The organism is Flavobacterium sp. CSZ, assembly GCF_015350725.1.
Taxonomy (GTDB): Bacteria; Bacteroidota; Bacteroidia; order Flavobacteriales; family Flavobacteriaceae; genus Flavobacterium.
Genome location: NZ_JADKPQ010000002.1, coordinates 1 through 19,734 on the forward strand (window position 1 = coordinate 1; position 19,734 = coordinate 19,734).

Sequence of the window (19,734 nt, forward strand, 5' to 3'; positions counted from 1 at the left end):
GCTTCCGCATCTGCTTTTGCTTTTGCATCAGCAGCTAATTTTGCCTGTAATGCTTCTGCATCAACTTTGGCTTTGGCATCAGCGATTAGTTTAGCCTGTAATGCGTCTGCATCCGCTTTGGCTTTAGCATCTGAAGCTAGTTTTGCCTTTAATGCTTCTGCATCCGCTTTGGCTTTGGCATCAGCTTCTAATTTTATTTTCAATGCTTCCGCATCGGCTTTCGCTTTAGCATCGGCTTCTAATTTTGCTCTGGCAGCAGCTTCAGCATCAGCCTTCGCTTTTGCTTCTGCAGCTATTCTTGCAGCTCTTGCTTCTGCATCTGCTTTCGCTTTGGCATCGGCAGCTAATTTTTCTTTTAATGCAGCATCTTCAGCAGCTTTTGCTTTGGCATCAGCAGCTAGTTTAGCTTTGTTAGCAGCATCAATACTTGCTTTGGTTTTTACAGCAGCAGCAGCAGCAGCTTTTGCTTCAGCAGCTAATCTTGCCTGATAAGCATCTGAATCGGCTTTTGCTTTAGCATCTGCAGCTAAAATCGATTGTAAATCTGCAGCTTCAGCTTTTGCTTTGGCATCTGCTTTACGTTTAGCTTCGGCAGCATCTGCTTTTGCTTTAGCATCGGCAGCTAATTTTATTTTTAAAGCTTCGGCATCAGCCTTTGCTTTATTATCAGCTTCTAATTTTGCTTTTGCAGCCGCTTCGGCATCGGCTTTAGCTTTTGCATCTCCAGCCAGCTTAATTTTCAATGCTTCTGCATCAGCTCTCGCTTTATCAGCGGCTAATTCTGCTTGTGTTTTTTGTGGTGCAGCAGTTGTTGCAGCTTTTGATTTTGCAGCTGCTGTGGCATCGGCTTTCGCTTTATCTGCAGCCAATTTAGTTCTCAATGCTTCGGCATCAGCTTTTGCTTTATCAGCTGCTAATTGTGCCTGAGTCTTTTGAGTTGTTGTTGCGCTAGGTTTTTTTGCAATTGCTTGAGCTCTCGCAGCAGCAGCAGCATCTACTCGCGCTTTATTATCTGCAGCTAATTTTATTCTGCGTGCTTCAGCATCAGCTCTCGCTTTGTCTGCAGTTAATTGTGCTTGTGTTTTTTGTTCTGTCGCAACTGCTTTGTTTGTTGTTGCAGTTTGTGCTCTTGTTGCATCAGCTTTTGCTTTAGCATCTGCAGCTAGTTTTATTTTTAATGCTTCAGCATCAGCCTTAGCTTTATTATCGGCTTCTAGTTTTGCTTTTGCAGCAGCTTCGGCATCAGCCTTCACTTTCTCGGCCGCAGCCAATCTTACTTTAAGTGCTTCAGCATCGGCTTTAGCCTTAGCTTCGGCAGCTAGTTTTGCTGTTTCAGCACCACTTACTCTCGTGACCGAAGTAGTCGTTTTTTTAGCCATTACTGCTTTTGGTTTCGAAGGATCTATTAAAGAACCTTCTTCATCATCACCATAGTAATAGTTTTTATTTTTGAATTTATAAGCAATAGCAAATTCATGAGAACCTCCAAGATTTGTAAAATTCCCCATTCCTCTCTCGTAGTTGTATTCGATAGCGATACTTGGCGAAATATTAATTCCTAAACCTGCTGAAATTCCATACAAAGTATTGTAACCTGCCTGTGCCCAAACTCCTTGCGGAATGGCAATCATGGCAAGTCCTGAAATTATTGTTTTTTCTTGTTTGATTTCTGTTTTTACAATTCCTGAGAATTTACTTCTGTCAAAAAATCCATAACTATCAAGATAACCAGTGTACATAGCATGTAGTTCGATCGCTCTTTCCGGATCATCTTTTACGATTCCTGAACCAAAATTGTAAAGAATCAGATTGTTTACAGAAACTCCAAAATCAAGAAATGCAGTACCATAGTTGATACCAGGATTAACTGTAAGTAATGTATTTGAAGGGTAATCTAAATTTAAAAGATTTGGATCATCAGATATGATTTTTCCTTTGTTTAAACCACTTTGATATACGCCAACGTTCATACCAAAAGTCAAGTTACTGTCCTGCTCTAGAACAATGTTGTGTGCGAAGTTTCCTATTCCGCCAAAAACGGTCATTAAACCATAATTTTGCTGGAATAAGCCAAAAGCAAATGCTTCATTTTCTCTAAAGCGACCTGAATAATTGGCCAGATAAGTATTTGGCGCATCTTCAAACTGCACCCATTGTCTTTTATTATAAAAGCTTGCGTATGCATTTGTTTCGCGAACAAAACTAAATGTTGGGTTGATTAAATATCTATTAAACTTTAAAGAATTTCTGATAGGTAATGAAAACGAAACAACTCCATTCTCAGGTTTGTCCTGGGAATAGAGTGTATTTGAAAAACCGTAAAATAAAGTGATGAATAGTAAAATTTTCTTCATATTATCTTATCACAGTTATTGATCCTTTTTTCTCACCTGAGTCGCCTTTAATGACATAGTAATAAACTGGATTTACATTTTTAAAATCTATTGAAGTCTGAGGCCAATCTCCCTGATAATTGCTAACATCAAGAACCATGTCGCCATTCGAACTTATAATCATAACCTTGGTATTTGCATTTTTATATTCATCCGGGATATTCCAATAAGGGCTAGCACCGCTCAAACTAATTATGTTTGGAATAACTGAAGAAGGACCTGCTTTTCCTTTGGCTTTGAAAATAAATTCTTTAGAAGATATACATCCCGAAGATTGCGAAATTCTCACTTTATAAATACCAATAGCGGCTACCAGATAACTACCTGATGTAGCTCCCGAAATAAGATTATTATTTAAATACCATTCGTAAGTTGGACTTGTAGCATCTGTTGTAACGCTAACGTTTAAAGTTTCTCCTTCTTCAAGTTGAAACTCATCAGCAACATCGATACTGGCATTAAAACTATTACTTTTAAGGTCAATTGATCCGCTTGCAACACAACCGCCAAAGTCAACTTCCACAGTATAAATACCGGAATCTGTTGCTTTAACAGTACGGGTATTACCACCAAATGCAGCACCGTCTTTTTTCCATGTATACTTATTACCACTTGTGGCTGTTAAAATTGTCCCATCAGTACTTGGACAAAAAGGATTTCCTAAACTTGAACTGATTGTAACATCTGAACCACCACCTGCTGATGTAACAGTTACACGATTGGAGTAGGATTCAGAAGTACAGGTTCCATAATTTGTTTCTACATAATAAACTCCCGGAGTAGTTACAGTATAACTTGCTCCTGAAGCACCAGCAACAAGAGTTGGCAGTGCAGTTGCACCATTATCTCTATACCAGTTATAGTTTAAAAATTTATATTTTAAGGGTGAATCGTTTACAGGATCAGTTGAATCTGGATCAATTGTCAGGACATAACTACCACCTGAACAAAATGCTGCATTACCACTAAAATTATTTATGGTAAACTGCCTGTCATGTGCCCTGTAATAAATTGGAAAAGAAGTTTTTAAACCAAAAGAAACAAACTTGGTACTTGAAAAACCAGCCGCAGAAACTCTAAGGCTATAAGTATCAGATCCTGGAAGATCAGTAGGAACAGAAAAAAGTATTTCCTTTTGATTTACCGCAGGATCTGAAGCCGATATTGTGTTGGCAGTAATTATAGTAGTAAAATTATTGGTTGAAAGTTCAACAACAAAAACTGTCCCTGCGGGAAATCCGCTATAAGTAAATTTTGCAGTATATTGATTACCACCAGGTCCGGCACATATCCTGTCAAAATCTAAAACCTGTGGATTTATCGATTTAACCTGCGCATAAGAACTTGATCCGGTAAAAATAATCATACCAAATAATAGAAAAACGTTAAAAAAAGATAAAGTAATTTTTCGAATCATATAGTGCGTTTTCTTGCCAAATCTATATTCTCAAAAAACAAGATATCAATAAATGTTTCAGAAAAATCATATCGGTAGTTCTCAATAATATCTTTTGCAAGAAGTGAATAAGAAGCTGCCAGTGATGAATTATCTTCACATTTTAAAGTAGTCTGATCATTCGAATCAACTGCAATAGGAAGGCTATCCTTGGGGATGGATAGCCCTGCTATAAACTGATTAGAAATCTCTAATTTGCCGATATTTTTGATATCAGACGTATCGTTATTTTGGTTATGTGACGCAGTCATACTGCAAACAGTAGCAATAGAAGTTGTAGGCTTTTCCATTGAACTTTGTGCATATAGACTTAACGTAATAGGTGAAACCAAAAATATTATATTTAAAAAATATTTTTTTCTAGATTGAGCCATTATGTTTTGATCTTTATTTGGTCCGGTTTAAGACGAATACATAAATTGTGTCTGGGGACTTTATTAATAAAATTTACGCTTTGAAATAAAAATCTAAGTCTATTATCTATTGCCGCTTGAAGCTGTAATTTTTCCTAATTGTAATCTGAAATCTGGCTTTTTAGGATTAGAAATATCAATGAATGTTTCTTTGTTATCACTTTGAGAGTAAACGTTAAAGAACACACTGTTTCCATACCAGCTCTCTAAATCTTCGTTGTTAGAATTGTATTCTGTAAAGATGTTTCCGTTACATAGGTTGAAATACATTTCCTCAAATTTGATTTTTTTAAGGTTGGCGTCATTGATTTCTGTTTTGCTGTCTAATAATACTGCAGGATTAAATCCAGAGATCACACTTCTTTTCATTTCAAGAGAAGCGTTTTCAGCCACATACACAGCTTCTTTTACTAAACCTGCCTGAATATCAGCTTTAATGTTTTCACTGTCATTAAGCATTGTAATATTAGTTGCAACAACTAAAGTTTGTTTTTTAGTAAAATCTGTTTCACTTTTCTTTTCGTATGATTTTACTTCCATGCAACGAGATCCGTCTTTAGTACTTGAGAAGTAAGAAGATCTAACTGCCAATGAGTTATAGAAACGACATTGTACACCTTGAGAAAATTTAAAATCGTCGTTGATTGATTTATAAGAAACAAATTTTGTAGCATTTATATCTCCGCCCAGAATTCCAAAAGAATCTCCTCCTGCGTAGCTTACCATAATGTTTTCAAGAACAGTTTTGCTACCAACACCAGCTAAAGTTAAACCGTTGAAAGTATCTACTCCCTTTACTTTTTTACCTGCAAATTCGATTCTAACAAATCTTAAGATTCCAGAGTTTGAAGCTGCATTATCTCCTCCGTAAGTAGTAAGAGTTGGATCAAGATCCATGTTGTAAGAACCTACGTTACCGAATTTATTAATTGGAGCATCTCCAAGAATTACAACTCCACCCCAGTCACCAGCTTTTTTCTGGCTGCGGTTTGAAGTAAATACAATTGGATCTGTCTCTAAACCATCTGCAACAAGTTGTGCACCTTTTGTAACTACCAATGTTCCTTTTGTTTCGAAATCACCAATAATCAAAGTTCCTGGTTCAATCGTTAAAACAGCATTATTTGTTACATAAACATTGCCTTGCAAAACATAAATATTCCTCTTCAGCAATTTTGTATTAACAGAAATGTTTCCTGCTAAAATTTGATTTGCTTCTCCATATTCTACTTTGTGAGGCTTAAATTCGGTCCAGTTGTTCAACCAATTGTTGTAGCCCATAATTCCTTTTTCTTGTTGAGCACTCATACTAGTAACTGTCAAAAGAACGCAGATCATTTGAGTAATTTTTTTCATGATAAGGGGGTATTACGGTTAATAATAAATTTGGGTATGCGGTATGCGTATGCGTAAATGATAAAAACTCATCCCGAGTTTTCTGATAGTAGTCAGAACACATCGAGAACGAGTTGTTTTTTATTTCTTTTTTCAAAATGGCGCAAAAAATTTAACTCATCTACGCAAACATTTCAAAAAAGGTTTTAAAAAATAGTATATAATATTACATTTCGTTCAATTCGTTGAACTCGTGTAAAGATTTCAATGTGCTTTCGTAAAATAAAATTGCTGCAATAAGGTTTCCTTTATCAGAATACGGCATCATTTTTCTTTGAAATTCTACTGTTGTATCTAAAAAAGTAGTTGTACCAACAGCCTGAGCATCTAAAACCTTTTTGTGTTCGTTATCGTCCGGAATACCTAAGTCTGCCATTGTAACACCCGGTTTTGTAACCAAAGCAATGTAAGGGAGAGTTTTTACTAAAACTTTAATACGCTCAATGTATAGTTCCAAAAGTTCTCCTTTTTGCATACCGCTCAATTCTTTTTGATCATGGTATTTGCGAATAAGAGCTGTTGTACTAATTATACTTCTTGGAGCATTTTTAGCCTGGGCTGAAATAGCACCAGTTGTCATTAAAAAAAGTGTACTAAATAAAATAATTTTCCCTTTCATAGATTCTTATTATAATGGGTTGTTGATGCAAACAAAAATATGTAAATTAACTTAAATTGCAACTTTATTGATTTCTTTTTTCAAAAAAAAACCTTAAAAAAACCTTAAAAATCAGCCTTATGTCGGGAAAATGTGCGTTTTAACGGGCTTTTTGTTAAATTTGTTAAAATGCAAACCGTAAGATATTACACATAAAAAAAACAAAATCACTTAAAATTATAACCAAAAAAACCTTACGTTTAGCATTTTTCCTAAAAAACTATTAACAAAAAAGCGCTGATATCTGCTCGATTTATCCTCGTTATTAACAAAAGTTCGTTAACAAACTTCAAAAAATTATGCGAAAAAGTTTTTATACAACATAAATAAAAAGCAGGACAGAAAGTTTTGAACGAAAATTTTTGACTACATCATTTTCTTCTATCTTTGCTTCATGCAATTTTCTCAAATTTTAGGTCAAGATTACATCAAAAGTCACTTGATAAAAAGTGCAGCTTCCGGAAGAATTCCGCACGCACAATTATTCATTGGGCCAGAAGGAAGCGGCACACTATCAACGGCCATCGCTTATGCGCAATATATTTTGTGCAGTAATACAGGAAACGAAAATTCAAACGGAAATGATTCCTGCAATTTGAAGTTTCAAAACATTTCGCATCCCGATTTGCATTTTATTTATCCAACGGTTACTACCGAAGATGTTAAAACCAAACCAAAAAGCTTAGACTTTATTCAGGATTGGCGCACTTTTATTCAGGAAATGCCTTATGGAGGTTTATTTGACTGGTATAAAATTTTGGGCGTTCAGAATAAACAAGGAGAAATACGTGTTGAAGATGCAACAGAGGTTTTAAAATCACTTTCGTTAAAATCCTACGAAGGCGGTTATAAGATCATGATTATTTGGATGGCTGATAAAATGAATATCGCTGCATCTAATAAGCTTTTAAAACTATTGGAAGAACCTTCGGATAAAACTATTTTTATTCTGATTTCTGAAAACGAAGAAGATATTATTCAAACTATACGCTCTCGCTGTCAGGTAATTCACTTTAACGGATTACCCGAAAAAGTGATTGCCGAAGCTTTAATTTCAAAAGAAAATATCGACGAAAAAACAGCTTTTAAAATTGCGCACCAGGCACAAGGAAATTTCAGCAAAGCTTTACATCTTTTAAAACAAGATGATTCAGAATATCCTTTTGAGCAATGGTTTGTCAACTGGGTCCGTGCCGCTTTTAGGGCAAAAGGAAATGCAGCCGCCATTCAGGATTTAATATCCTGGAGCGAAGAAATTGCAGCTCTTGGACGTGAAAGCCAGAAAAAATTCATTCAGTTTTGTATCGAAATGTTTCGTCAGGCACTTTTGCTTAATTATCAGGCTCCAACTTTGGTTTATATTGAACCAAAAGTCGATAAATTCAAATTAGAAAATTTTGCCCCATTTGTAAACGGAAATAACATTCATGAAATTTTCAAAGAACTTTCAGATGCTATGTACCACATTGAAAGAAATGGAAATGCAAAAATAATTTTAACTGATTTATCTATAAAACTGACTCGTTTAATTCATAAAAAATAGTTTTCAAATGAATAATGTTGCCTCCATTTTACTATTAGCTTTTTTAGCCTTAACCTTCTTACAATCAGGATATGAAAAAATATTCTATTGGAAAGATAATGTCGAATGGCTCAAAGGACACTTTGCCAAAACACCATTAAAAAACCAAGTGCCTCTGGCTTTGCTTCATCTTTTAATTCTTGAATTAATTTCCGGAATTTTATGTGTAGTTGGTGCCATACAATTGTTAACAAATAGTGGTCGCGAATTTGGTTTTTATGGCGCAATATTTTCCTGTATTTGTTTGTTAATGATGCTTTTTGGGCAAAGATTAGCCAAAGATTATGACGGTGCGAGAACCATTGTAATTTATTTTATTCCGGCCGTAATGGCTGTATATTGGTTGAATTAAAATGTGCAACAGAATCCCGATAACTATCGGGAGTGTCAAAAAAATAAATTTGTTCGCTTTATCCGGACAGTAAATAAAAATTTTATATTAAAAAAATGAATCCTAAACACCCTTCAGAATCCTTAACTATATTAACCGATTTAGTTTTACCGAGCGAAACAAATCCTTTAAATAACCTTTTTGGAGGTGAACTATTGGCCCGTATGGATCGTGCAGCAAGTATTGCAGCCCGCAGACATTCACGCCGCATTGTAGTAACGGCATCAGTAAATCACGTTGCTTTCAACAGGGCTATTCCCCTTGGAGCCGTAGTGACAATAGAAGCAAAAGTTTCCAGATCTTTTAAAAGTTCTATGGAAGTTTTTATAGATGTTTGGGTAGAAGACCGTGAATCCGGAAGCAGAACCAAAGCCAACGAAGCCATTTATACTTTTGTTGCAGTGGATGATAGCGGAAGACCTGTTGAAGTTCCGCCAATTGCACCCCAAACTGAGCTTGAAATACAACGTTTTGATGCTGCTTTGCGTCGTAAACAATTGAGTTTACTATTGGCCGGGAAAATAAAACCTTCTGAAGCTACAGAATTAAAGGCTTTATTTTTATAGTGAAATTTGTGACAATTTGGAACAATTTGAGAGAATCAAACTTCAAAAAAAAGAACTAATTTTACAAAATACAAGCCTGATACAAATCTAAATCAGTAAGTTATCATTTCTGGTTTGTTTTTGAGAATGAATTATAAAAATTTACATGAAAGAAAAAGAAAAAAAAGAGATGAGTTCAGAGAAAGAAGCCAAATTAAAAGCGCTACAACTTACGCTTGACAAATTAGATAAAACATACGGAAAAGGAACCGTAATGAAAATGGGCGATAAAGCCATTGTAGAGGTTGAAACTATTTCTTCAGGTTCTCTTGGTGTTGATTTAGCTCTTGGAGTTAATGGTTACCCTAGAGGAAGAATTATAGAAATTTACGGTCCGGAATCTTCTGGAAAGACCACTTTAACGTTACATGCAATTGCTGAAGCTCAAAAAGCCGGCGGAATTGCTGCTTTTATAGATGCTGAACATGCTTTTGATAGAAATTATGCTGAGAAATTAGGCGTAGATATCGAAAACCTGATCATTTCTCAACCAGACAACGGGGAGCAAGCTTTAGAAATTGCTGAGAACTTAATTCGCTCAGGCGCAATTGATATTGTGGTAATTGACTCTGTTGCTGCATTGACTCCAAAAAGTGAAATCGAAGGTGAAATGGGAGATTCTAAAATGGGTCTTCACGCACGTTTGATGTCTCAGGCTTTAAGAAAATTGACAGGAACAATCAGCAAAACAAATTGTACTGTTTTCTTCATCAACCAGTTGAGAGAGAAAATTGGTGTTATGTTTGGTAACCCTGAAACTACAACGGGTGGTAACGCCTTAAAATTCTACGCTTCAGTTCGTTTGGATATTCGTCGTTCATCTCAAATTAAAGATGGTGAGAATGTTATAGGAAACAGAACTAAAGTAAAAATTGTAAAAAACAAAGTTGCACCGCCTTTTAAAACTGCCGAATTTGACATTATGTACGGAGAAGGAGTTTCTAAAACTGGTGAAATTCTTGACTTAGCGGTTGAATTTGAGATCGTTAAAAAAGCAGGATCATGGTTTAGCTACGGAGATACAAAATTAGGACAAGGTCGTGATGCTGTAAAATCTTTAATCAAAGATAATCCGGAATTAGCAGATGAATTAGAAGTAAAAATTAAAGCCCATATTAAAGATTTAGCAAGCGCTTAATTTCTATAAAGCTTTAATAAATAATACTTTATACCAACCCGACAGGTTTTTAAAAATCTGTCGGGTTTTTTATTTTCAAAAAAAGTATAAAAACTGCGCAACCATTTTAAGATAAGTTCATCTAGTAAACAGACATAAGATTTGATTGGTATTAGGCCATAATACCCAATTCAAACTTTTTTCAGAATAAATTTGGTTGTTTGTTCGATAAAATCCGTTAGTTTTCAATACTAGCGGGTTTTTTATTAGATTTTTTAAGAAGTTTCAGGTTTTCACGCAACCTTATTTATTTTTTGCTTTCTATACTATTATGACGTTAACTTGAGTTTAAAGCAAACTCTTTATTATCAATTCTTAATATTTTTAACCATGAAAGAGAAAATAGAAGTGTTGTACAGTAAAAACCGCAAAAAAACCAAATTGAAATTTAAAAAAGTATTGCGTTTTATTTCAGAGAAAATAATTCATCGATAGTATTTTTTGATATAAAATGGGGATTTTAATTCAAAAGAAAACCCGGCAACTTTAACGAGCTGTCGGGTTTTTATTTAAATCTATAATCTATTCTCTCTACTCTTTTTTCTATTCTCTTTCCTCTTTATTCTTTTCTTTCTTAAACTGAAGTAAACCTTTATAAATCAATTGTCTTACTTCGTCACGAAGTGCTTTCCTATTTTCACTTGTCAATTCTTTTGTTTCTACGAAAGGCAGAATTTTCACTCTCATTTTACCCGGACTTCCGCTTAAAAAAGTATAGGAGAATCGTTCTTTGTTATCAGCAAAAACAATAGGAACAATAGGAATTTGATGTTCAATGGCTAAACGAAAAGCACCGTCTTTAAACTCATCCAGCAAAATACTTTCGTCGTCAGGAACTCCGCCTTCCGGAAAAATACAAATACTAAGTCCCTGACTAAGCCTGTCTTGAGCTCTTTTAAAAACTTCATTTTTACTTTTCGAAGAGTTTCTGTCTACCAGAATACAAGTTCGTTTATAGAAAAACCCAAACAAAGGAATTTTCGAAAGTTCTTTTTTCCCAACAAATACAAAAGGATTACGCACCACAGCCAGCATCAGCATAATATCCGTCATCGAAGTATGATTGGCTACGATCATATAGCTGGTATTTTTAACTAGTTTCTGCTCGCGCTTCACCGTATAATAAAAACCCATGCCAAAAAGGATGAATTTAGCCCAAATGCGGGCCATTTTAAAGAAATAGGGGTATCCCCTTTCCGATATAATAGAAATAAGCAAAAACGGCAGCATAATCAATATCGGAATGGCCATCAAAATGTAAAACCAAATGCGCCACAAAACCCAAAAAACAATTTTAATTCCTTTCATAGTTTCAAATGTAATAAAACAGAAATGAATTATACAAAAAGAATTTCTAGTGTAGCTATTATGCGGTACGTTTTTTTACCGCAAAGTTCACAAAGTTTTTTCGCAAAGAACGCTAACATATTTCTCGCAAAGTCGCTAAGCCGCAAAGAAAATAAACTTTGCGGCTTAGCGACTTTACGAGATTAAAATAAAACAGCGTGGTAAAATTTATGTATTTTGCAGTAAAAAAACGAACTTTGCGTTTAGTAATAAGAAAAAACTAGAATGGCAAAAATACTTACTGGTGTTCAGAGTACTGGAACGCCACACTTAGGCAATTTATTGGGAGCAATTATTCCAGCGATCGAATTATCAAACAATCCCGGAAACGAATCTTTTTTGTTTATCGCTGATTTACATTCGATTACACAGATTAAAGACGGCAAAACATTGCGCGAAAACACTTTTAGTGTCGCTGCTGCATGGCTTGCTTTTGGATTAGATATTGATCGTGTTACATTTTACAGACAATCTGATGTAACCCAAACTACTGAATTGACCTGGTATTTAAGTTGCTTTTTTCCATTTCAAAGACTGACTTTAGCGCATTCTTTCAAAGACAAAGCAGATCGTTTAGATGATGTAAACGCTGGTTTGTTCTCTTATCCGATGTTAATGGCAGCTGATATATTACTTTATGATGCTGAATTTGTGCCCGTTGGAAAAGACCAGTTGCAGCACTTAGAAATTACTCGTGATGTCGCTTCCCGTTTTAATCACCAAATGGGCGAAACATTTGTAATTCCTGAAGCTAAAATTCAGGAAGACAGCAAATTGATTCCCGGAACAAATGGTGGAAAAATGAGTAAGTCTGCCAATAATATTATCAATATTTTCCTGGATGACAAAACATTGCGCAAGCAGGTTATGAGCATCGAAACAGATAGCACACCACTTGAAGATCCTAAAAATCCGGATACTTGTAATGCATTTGCAATTTATTCATTGCTAGCAACCGAAGCTCAAATCGCCGAAATGAGAGCGAATTATTTGGGGGGAAATTACGGATACGGTCACGCTAAACAAGCTTTGTTTGAACTGATTACAGAAAAATTCAAAACCGAAAGAGAAAAATACAATTACTATATCAACAATCTTGACGAAGTTGATGCTTTATTGAAAAAAGGAGCCGGAAAAGCTTCTGTTATTGCTGATGGTGTTTTAGCCAAAGTTCGTGAAGTACTTGGTTTTGGTAAATAAATTATTCTGCCACGAATTACCCTAATTTTCACGAAATTAATTCGTGTTGATTGCTATAATTCGTGGCAAATTTTACTTTTTAAATCGCCTCAAATAATTTCCCTGGCAAAGACCGAATTACCCCTTTAAGCTCCATATTCAAAAGTAATCCCGAGATTTTATAGATTGGAAAATTGCATTGTAACGCGATCATATCCAGTAACTCTTTTCCGTTTTTAAGCAAAAAATCATATATTTTTTGTTCATCAGCTTCAAGTTCTACAAACAATTGTTTCTGGATCGTTTTTCCTTTATTTTCTATATCCCAATTTAAAATATAAATCAAATCAGCAGCGCTTGTTAGTACGTTTGCTTTTTGAGTTTTAATAAGATCATACAACCCTGACTGTATTTGTCTGTAACCCGGCCAGGAACGGCAAAAACATCACGATTATAATCATTGGCAAGGTTTGCGGTAATAAGCGAACCTCCTATCTGCTGATTCTATCACAATTGTAGCTTCGGTCATACCGGCAATAATCCTGTTTCTGCGTCCAAAATTCTCTTTATCCGGATTTGCAGTACTCCAAAACTCAGTAATGAATCCCCCACTTTGTTCTATTGCAGCCACATTTTTCTTGTGCGTTTTTGGATAAATTTGGTTTAAACCATGTGCCAAAACTCCAATAGTCTGCAAATTATAATCCATTGCCAATTGGTGCGCCACGATATCAGCTCCATATGCAAAACCACTTACAATAACAGGATCCAGCGGTGCTAAATCTTTGATTAACTTTTTACAAAACTCAATTCCGTAGGAGGTTATCTGGCGTGTTCTCACAATACTTATTATTTTCTTGCTTTTTAAATTTATATTTCAGCAGAAAAAATTAAAACCGGAGAATCGAAACAATGTTTCAGGCGTTCCGGATAATTTTCGTCCTGAAAAAAAGAGACATTTATGTGGTTTGCATTAATAAATTCAAGTTCGCGATTGGCTTTTTCGAAAATCGATTTGTCTTTCAAATTATTTAGTAAAACAGGGCCAACTCCATCAATAGCAGCAATTTGATTTGTTTTTGTTTAAAAAATTGCTTCGGCATTTCCGCAATGAGCGAGTAATTTTTTAGTCATTATATCTCCTACTCCTTCAACTTTTAATAAGGCTAATAAATAAAATAAATCTTGATCTGACATGAATTGAATACGGTTAAATGGCGGCGAAAAATATCTTGATGAAACAATTCTTAAATTAATTTTAAGAATGCCAAAGATATAAATTAGAAGTAAATTCTTTCAAAAAATATAAAATTATATTTATTCCAACACATTCCAAAAAAGAAGAATTAAACACAACTAATTGAAGATTAATTGTCTATAAAATTATTCGAATTGTTAATAAAAATTGTGAATAAAATTTTGATAACTATATTCGTTGCATAACTTTGTTACTATGAAAATCGAAAACTATATAGCACAGTTATTGTATCGTTATCAGTGTGTAACGGTTCCAGGGTTTGGAGCATTTTTAACCGAAATTCACTCGGCGCAGCTGAATGAAAGCACAAATTCGTTTTTTCCTCCTAAAAAATCGATCTCATTTAATAGCCACTTGAAAAACAATGACGGGCTATTGGCAAATCATATCGCTCATGCTGAAAAAACATCTTATGGTTTTGCAGTGAGTGCTATTGCTTTTGAAGTGGTAAGCTGGAAAAAAACTTTAGAAGAGAATGGTGTTATCAGCCTAAAAAATATAGGTGAAATTCGTCTAAATTCTGAGAAAAATATAATTTTTACACCAAACGATCAAACCAATTATTTGGCAAGTTCTTTTGGACTAAGTCCATTTGTTTCTCCAATTGTAAAAAAGGAAAACTTCGAGAAAAAGATCAAAGAAATCGAAGAAAGAGAACCAGTTGCCTTATATGAAAATGACGAGGAAAGATCATCAAATTCATTCCTGAAATATGCTGCAATTCTTGTCTTAGGACTAGGAATTACGGGAAGTATTGGATATCCTTTGTACCAAAATCAAATCGCTACCAAAACACTTATTGTAGAAAGTGCTGTTCAGAAAAAAGTACAAAACAAAATACAGGAAGCTACATTTTTTATCCAAAGTCCATTGCCTGCTGTAACACTTTCTGTTGATTCTGCAAAAGTAGAAGTTGCTGCAGAAAAAGCAATGTCATACCACATTATGGCTGGTGCTTACAGAAGTGAACAAAATGCAAGAAAAGCTTATAACCAATTGATCAAAGACGGTTTTAAAGCCCGAATGCTGGGAGAAAACAAACACGGTTTATTTCCGGTTTTATACGGAAGTTATGCTACAATGGCCGAAGCCGAAAAAGCACAAAAAGAAATACAAAAAGGTGAAAATCCAGATGCCTGGATTCTTGTCGAAACACTATAATAAAAAATCCTATCGGCCACGGCGGATAGGATTTTTTTTGTCTTATTTTATCTTTAAAAAAACCTTATCAGGCCTGACTTCAAAAGGCACAATCCTATTTTTGTTCTTAACTTTTAAAGAACAAAATACAATGAAAAACATGCTAAAATTACTTTTTGCATTTTTGTTTATTCTGAATTCTAATTCATTTTATGCTCAGAAAATAATCACAACTGAAAAATCTCAGAAAATTGCACAGAAAAAATTAGATAAAGAAGCGCAAAAATCTACAGAAGATTATCGAAAAAAGCTGGACAACGATCAATCGCAATTAAAAAAAGAACAAAAGAAGCTGGAAAGGCATCAAAAAGACCTTAAAAACGCTGAGAAAGATCTTGAATCAACAAAAAAAAAATCGACAAATTAGAGTCTAACAAACAGAAACTCGAATCGAAAATAAACTCAAGTTCTGTTTCTGAAGAAGATCTTCAAAAACAACAAATAAAGTTGAAAGATCATGATCTTGATATTCAAAAACTTAAATTAAAAAAAATAGAACAACAGAAAAAACTTGAAAAAGTAAAAGCTGAATATTAAAACAAAAATCCTACTTGTCGCAAGTAGGATTTTTTTGTTTAACGTGAAACAATTCTAGCATCCTGAGAAAGAGTAACTTTATTGCCCTTATAAATTCGTAATCTCGCCGGAGGCGAATTTTTTTCGCCTAAAACGATGATAGCACACTCATAAATAAAACCGTCTTTTTTAAATTCATACTGATGATTTCCACCAATTCCTTCTACAACAAATTCTCCGCCATTAATCACTAAATCAGGTTTCTGAGTCATTTCTTTTTTGATTGACCACGAAGCATAACGGTAATTATTATTGCCTAAATTATCAATCCTGATTTTAAATTCAGCCGTCTCCAAAATACAAATTGGTGTCTGAAAGAAAGCAATACTGGGATCAAGCATCTTTTTCTGCGAAGCAATAAGTTTATTTCTAAGTTCGGTTTCTGCTTTTGATTGATAATTTACTGCCGTTAAACGTCCGTCGATATCCAGCCAGATACTGCCGTGATTTAACATAACTCCACGTAAACCCATATCATTCCAGCCTTTAGCTGGAGTCGATTTTATAATTTCATTTTTCAATGTTGCATCAAAAATTTCAGCATATCGCTTTATAAAATCGGTTTTATTGGCAACATCTGGTATTGGATAATCCCGCTTGAGCGGATAAACAACCCAATCGCCAAGAGCTTCTTTGTTGTCGCTTTTTACATTATCAATGAACTTTTTGACAAATTTCTGATACTCCATTTTTGATTCCTGGGCAACAGCAAAACTGCTGCAAAAAATCAATCCTATTAAAAACACCTTTCTTATTTTCATATTAAAACATTTTTAATTTGTTATTAATCTGGTAATTACAATCAAATATAAATAATTTATATTCGCTTTGAGCAAAGTCAAATGCATCTGAAACAAAAAATCCTACCCGCCGCAACGAATAGGATTTTTGTTTAACGTGGAACAATTTTAGCGTCCTGATTGAGAATTTCTTTTCCGTTTTGATAGATGGTTAAATTAGCTGGTGCTGAATCTTTTGTACCCAAAACTGTAATGTAACACTGGTAAAGAAAATTTCCTTTTTTGAAATCGTAATGATTATTTCCTCCAGTACCATCCCGAAACCATTTCCCTTTGGTGATAGTTAAATCTGGTTTTTCGCTCATGGATTTCTTTATTGACCATGAAGCATATCTATAATTATCATTTCCCAAATCATCAATTCGGACTCTAAATTTAGAGGTTTCTAAAATTACTTCCGGCGCTGTAAACTTTGCAATCGATGGGTGAAGTTTGTTTTTTTCAGAAGCTATCAACTTGTTTTTAAGATCATTTTCAGCTTTTGACTGATAACTTATAGAGAAAACTTTTCCGTTAGTATCCATCCATAAAGTTCCCTGATTTAGCATTATGCCACGCCAGCCCACTTCTGACCAGTCTTTTGCTGCATTCGATTTTGAAATTTCAGCTTTTAGTTTAGCATCAAAAATTTCATCATATCTTTTTACAAACTCTATTTTATTCTTGATAGACGGAATTGGATTGTCTCTTTTTAAAGGATACTTAATAGCCTCGGCAACAGCCTCTTTCCTATCATTTTTTACATTATCAATAAATTTTTTGACAAACTTTTGATATTCGGGTTTCAAGTCCTGCCCTGACATATTCTGAACCGTAATGCCTATTAAGAGGATGTATAGTAACTTTTTCATAATTTCTATTTTACATAATGTTTTTATAGTTGATTCTGAAATTTTATTAGAATCTTCAAAATCAAAATCTGAAATTCTAAGTTACAAAATCTGAAATCAATTGATACTGGCTTTGAACATTTTAAGTTCATCCCAGGTAAATTCATCTCCATATTTTTCCTTTAGAGGACTTAGGGATTCTTCCTGATAAAACTCAAAAGCTTCACGCAAAGCCAGGATTTTATCATACGGTAAAACATCTGAGATCTCGACTTTTTTGGCCTGAATTAGTTTAACCAAATGCGTTTCTACTGTTTGAACGGTCAGTTTTCTCATTCGCGCAATATCTTCAATGGAATTTTTCTCCAGCCACAGATCATGGGTTTCTTCGATGGTTGTTCTCTTTTCGCCCTTTGGTGTGCTTTTATCTAATTTACGTGCCGTATAACGCACCACAGGTTCTTCAGATTTAAAAATATCAGTATTCGACATATTAAAATCCTCGCGAATCTTTGCAACCTTGTCTAATTTGTAGTTTTTAATCGCTGTAGAAGACAATTTCTCTTTACAGATGGTTTCGCCTGCAACGACAATTTCTATTAGCAATTTGGCCTTCATTAAGCGCAAAACGGCTTTGGTTTGCAAATCATCCAAAAAAGCAAGCTCTTCGTAGAACTCTTTTACTTTTTTAAATTTCTGGATTTCGGCCATTTTATTCAAAAGATCCGTCACAAGCTTGTCCATTGGTTTAAAGAAATAATCATAAGCTGCCACTACCCTTTCCTGTACAAAAAACAAATCGACCGTTTCTTTATTGAAAATTTTATTAAGCTGATGCACAAATTTCTGCGAAGGATCAATAAGCGAATCAATCGTTTCTAAGCGTTTATGCGCCCAAACAGAATGTTTTGATTTTTCTGATGCAACTGCATTTTCATTATAACTAAAACGATGATTACGCCATTCCTGAGCCAAATCAGCCCAATTAAAACTGTTAATCAAATAGTTATGAATAAAATTCTTTGTTTCAAAGTGTAATGAATGTTTTAAAACTTCTTCTGTCGCCTTGTTTAAAGCATAATCCATAACATCTTGATCGTTAGAAATGCCATTCATTTGCAGCGGAGACAGCAAAATAAGCCCATTTAAGGACGTTAAACGCGATAATGCTACATATGCCTGTCCGGGCAAAAAAACTTGCGATACGTCGAGCGCAGCTTTCTCGAAAGTTAAACCCTGGCTTTTATGCACTGTGATGGCCCACGCCAGCTTAAGCGGATAATGCGCAAACGTGCCCAAAACTTCTTCTTCAACTTCTTTGGTGAGATCGTTTACTTTGTATCGAATGTTTTTCCATTCGTACTTCTCCACTTCGATGGTTTTATCTTCTTCAGGAAAATGAATGAATATTTCTTCTGCCGAAAGTGATTTTACAACGCCCATTTTCCCGTTGAAATAACGCTTTTCAAAAGACAAATCATTTTTAACAAACATAACCTGAGCGCCCACTTTGAGTTTCAGATTTTCTTCGACCGGAAAAATTTTCTCCGGAAAATCGCCGACAATAAAGGGCTGATAAGCGAATTCGTTTCCGGCTAGATCACCTATTGCCTGTTCGTTAATCGAATCTGCTTTAGCATTATGCGTAGTAAGCGTGATATAACCCGGATTGTTTTTTAAATCAAAATCAGGTTTGACATATTCGTTTAAAACCTGAATATCCTGAGGCGTGATCTGATTGTTTCGAAGGTTATTCAAAACGGATATAAAAGTATCATCAGACTGACGATAAATCTTTGATAATTCGATATATAATGGTGGAAACTGCTGAATTACATGCGAATGAAAAAAGAATTTTCCCTTGTAATAATTGCGTAAGGTTCGCCACTCTTCGTCCCTGATTACGGGTGGTAATTGCAATAAGTCACCAATAAAAAGCACCTGTACTCCACCAAAAGGTCGTGAAATTTTACGCACAGTCTGCATCATAAAATCGATAGCATCCAGCAAATCAGCGCGAAGCATACTGACTTCATCAATAATCAAAAGTTCCATGTTTTTGATCACATTACGCTTGACATTGTTCATTTTAAAATGTCGGCGCAAGGTCTCTTTATTCTCGAATTTCACCGTTTCAGTAAACTGAGAAGCCTCTTCGTAAGACGGAATAAAGGCAGAAAATGGCAATTGAAACATGGAGTGAATCGTAACTCCGCCTGCATTTAGCGCCGCAATTCCGGTTGGTGCTACCACTACCGTATTTTTGTGCGTTGTGGCAATGATCTCGCGTAAAAGCGTGGTTTTTCCTGTCCCTGCTTTACCAGTCAGGAAGATCGATTTTTGCGTTTGATTGATGAATTGTAAGGTGTAAGCAGCTGCTTCTGTAACGTTTTGCATTGGGCGTATATTGAAAAACTAAAAGTATCGCATTTTTATAAAAGAAAAAACCTAAATCTTGACAGATTTAGGTTTTT

16 protein-coding genes and 1 pseudogene are annotated in these 19,734 nt (G+C 34.8%); 7 read left to right on the forward strand and 10 right to left on the reverse strand.

Features of this window, described 5'->3' with window-relative positions; genetic code table 11:
* The 5 genes from IRZ78_RS02170 to IRZ78_RS02190 form a co-directional block, all read right to left on the reverse strand.
* Positions 1–2,354: type IX secretion system membrane protein PorP/SprF (locus tag IRZ78_RS02170; RefSeq protein WP_194614973.1), on the reverse strand; the 2,354-nt coding region annotated here is incomplete at its 3' end.
* A gap of 1 nt (position 2,355) precedes the next feature.
* Complete coding sequence (gene sprC, locus IRZ78_RS02175; RefSeq protein ID WP_194614974.1) at positions 2,356–3,810, reverse strand: gliding motility protein SprC; 1,455 nt, start codon at positions 3,808–3,810, stop codon at positions 2,356–2,358.
* Complete coding sequence (locus IRZ78_RS02180; protein WP_194614975.1) at positions 3,807–4,223, reverse strand: hypothetical protein; 417 nt, start codon at positions 4,221–4,223, stop codon at positions 3,807–3,809. The genes sprC and IRZ78_RS02180 overlap by 4 nt, the downstream gene beginning before the upstream one ends.
* Before the next feature lie 102 nt (positions 4,224–4,325).
* The gene (locus tag IRZ78_RS02185) at positions 4,326–5,618 is read right to left on the reverse strand and encodes a hypothetical protein (protein WP_194614976.1); all 1,293 of its coding nucleotides are present in this window, start codon (positions 5,616–5,618) and stop codon (positions 4,326–4,328) included.
* A gap of 205 nt (positions 5,619–5,823) precedes the next feature.
* The gene (locus tag IRZ78_RS02190) at positions 5,824–6,276 is read right to left on the reverse strand and encodes a hypothetical protein (RefSeq protein WP_173968972.1); all 453 of its coding nucleotides are present in this window, start codon (positions 6,274–6,276) and stop codon (positions 5,824–5,826) included.
* Positions 6,277–6,709: 433 nt separating this feature from the next.
* Between IRZ78_RS02190 and IRZ78_RS02195 the strand changes: the two genes are divergently transcribed.
* The 4 genes from IRZ78_RS02195 (at position 6,710) to recA (ending at position 10,031) form a co-directional block, all read left to right on the forward strand.
* On the forward strand, positions 6,710–7,858 hold the full coding sequence (locus IRZ78_RS02195) for a DNA polymerase III subunit delta' (RefSeq protein ID WP_194614977.1): 1,149 nt from the start codon (positions 6,710–6,712) through the stop codon (positions 7,856–7,858).
* Positions 7,859–7,865: 7 nt separating this feature from the next.
* The gene (locus IRZ78_RS02200) at positions 7,866–8,249 is read left to right on the forward strand and encodes a DoxX family membrane protein (RefSeq protein ID WP_194614978.1); all 384 of its coding nucleotides are present in this window, start codon (positions 7,866–7,868) and stop codon (positions 8,247–8,249) included.
* A gap of 95 nt (positions 8,250–8,344) precedes the next feature.
* Entirely contained in the window at positions 8,345–8,854 is a 510-nt protein-coding gene (locus IRZ78_RS02205; RefSeq protein WP_194614979.1) for an acyl-CoA thioesterase, read from the forward strand.
* A gap of 169 nt (positions 8,855–9,023) precedes the next feature.
* Positions 9,024–10,031, forward strand: coding sequence for a recombinase RecA (recA, locus tag IRZ78_RS02210; RefSeq protein ID WP_194615282.1), 1,008 nt, complete (start codon positions 9,024–9,026; stop codon positions 10,029–10,031).
* A gap of 582 nt (positions 10,032–10,613) precedes the next feature.
* Here the strand turns inward: recA and IRZ78_RS02215 are convergent.
* Positions 10,614–11,378, reverse strand: coding sequence for a lysophospholipid acyltransferase family protein (locus IRZ78_RS02215; protein ID WP_194614980.1), 765 nt, complete (start codon positions 11,376–11,378; stop codon positions 10,614–10,616).
* Between the two features lie 264 nt (positions 11,379–11,642).
* Between IRZ78_RS02215 and trpS the strand changes: the two genes are divergently transcribed.
* Positions 11,643–12,617 (forward strand): tryptophan--tRNA ligase, encoded by a 975-nt coding sequence (gene trpS / locus IRZ78_RS02220; RefSeq protein ID WP_194614981.1) that lies wholly within the window; start codon positions 11,643–11,645, stop codon positions 12,615–12,617.
* Positions 12,618–12,696: 79 nt separating this feature from the next.
* On the opposite strand, the pseudogene dprA reads toward trpS, so the two are convergent.
* A pseudogene (gene dprA / locus IRZ78_RS02225) lies at positions 12,697–13,793 on the reverse strand (DNA-processing protein DprA).
* A 256-nt stretch (positions 13,794–14,049) separates the two neighbouring features.
* Here dprA and IRZ78_RS02230 point away from each other — a divergent pair.
* The gene (locus IRZ78_RS02230; RefSeq protein WP_194614982.1) at positions 14,050–15,015 is read left to right on the forward strand and encodes an SPOR domain-containing protein; all 966 of its coding nucleotides are present in this window, start codon (positions 14,050–14,052) and stop codon (positions 15,013–15,015) included.
* A 130-nt stretch (positions 15,016–15,145) separates the two neighbouring features.
* Complete coding sequence (locus IRZ78_RS02235) at positions 15,146–15,421, forward strand: hypothetical protein (RefSeq protein ID WP_194614983.1); 276 nt, start codon at positions 15,146–15,148, stop codon at positions 15,419–15,421.
* Between the two features lie 208 nt (positions 15,422–15,629).
* Here IRZ78_RS02235 and IRZ78_RS02240 read toward each other — a convergent pair whose 3' ends face one another.
* From IRZ78_RS02240 to IRZ78_RS02250, 3 genes are all read right to left on the reverse strand, one after another.
* On the reverse strand, positions 15,630–16,391 hold the full coding sequence (locus IRZ78_RS02240; RefSeq protein ID WP_194614984.1) for a hypothetical protein: 762 nt from the start codon (positions 16,389–16,391) through the stop codon (positions 15,630–15,632).
* A 131-nt stretch (positions 16,392–16,522) separates the two neighbouring features.
* Entirely contained in the window at positions 16,523–17,281 is a 759-nt protein-coding gene (locus tag IRZ78_RS02245; RefSeq protein WP_228520339.1) for a hypothetical protein, read from the reverse strand.
* Positions 17,282–17,377: 96 nt separating this feature from the next.
* Entirely contained in the window at positions 17,378–19,657 is a 2,280-nt protein-coding gene (locus tag IRZ78_RS02250) for a helix-turn-helix domain-containing protein (protein WP_194614985.1), read from the reverse strand.
* Positions 19,658–19,734 lie beyond the last annotated feature (77 nt).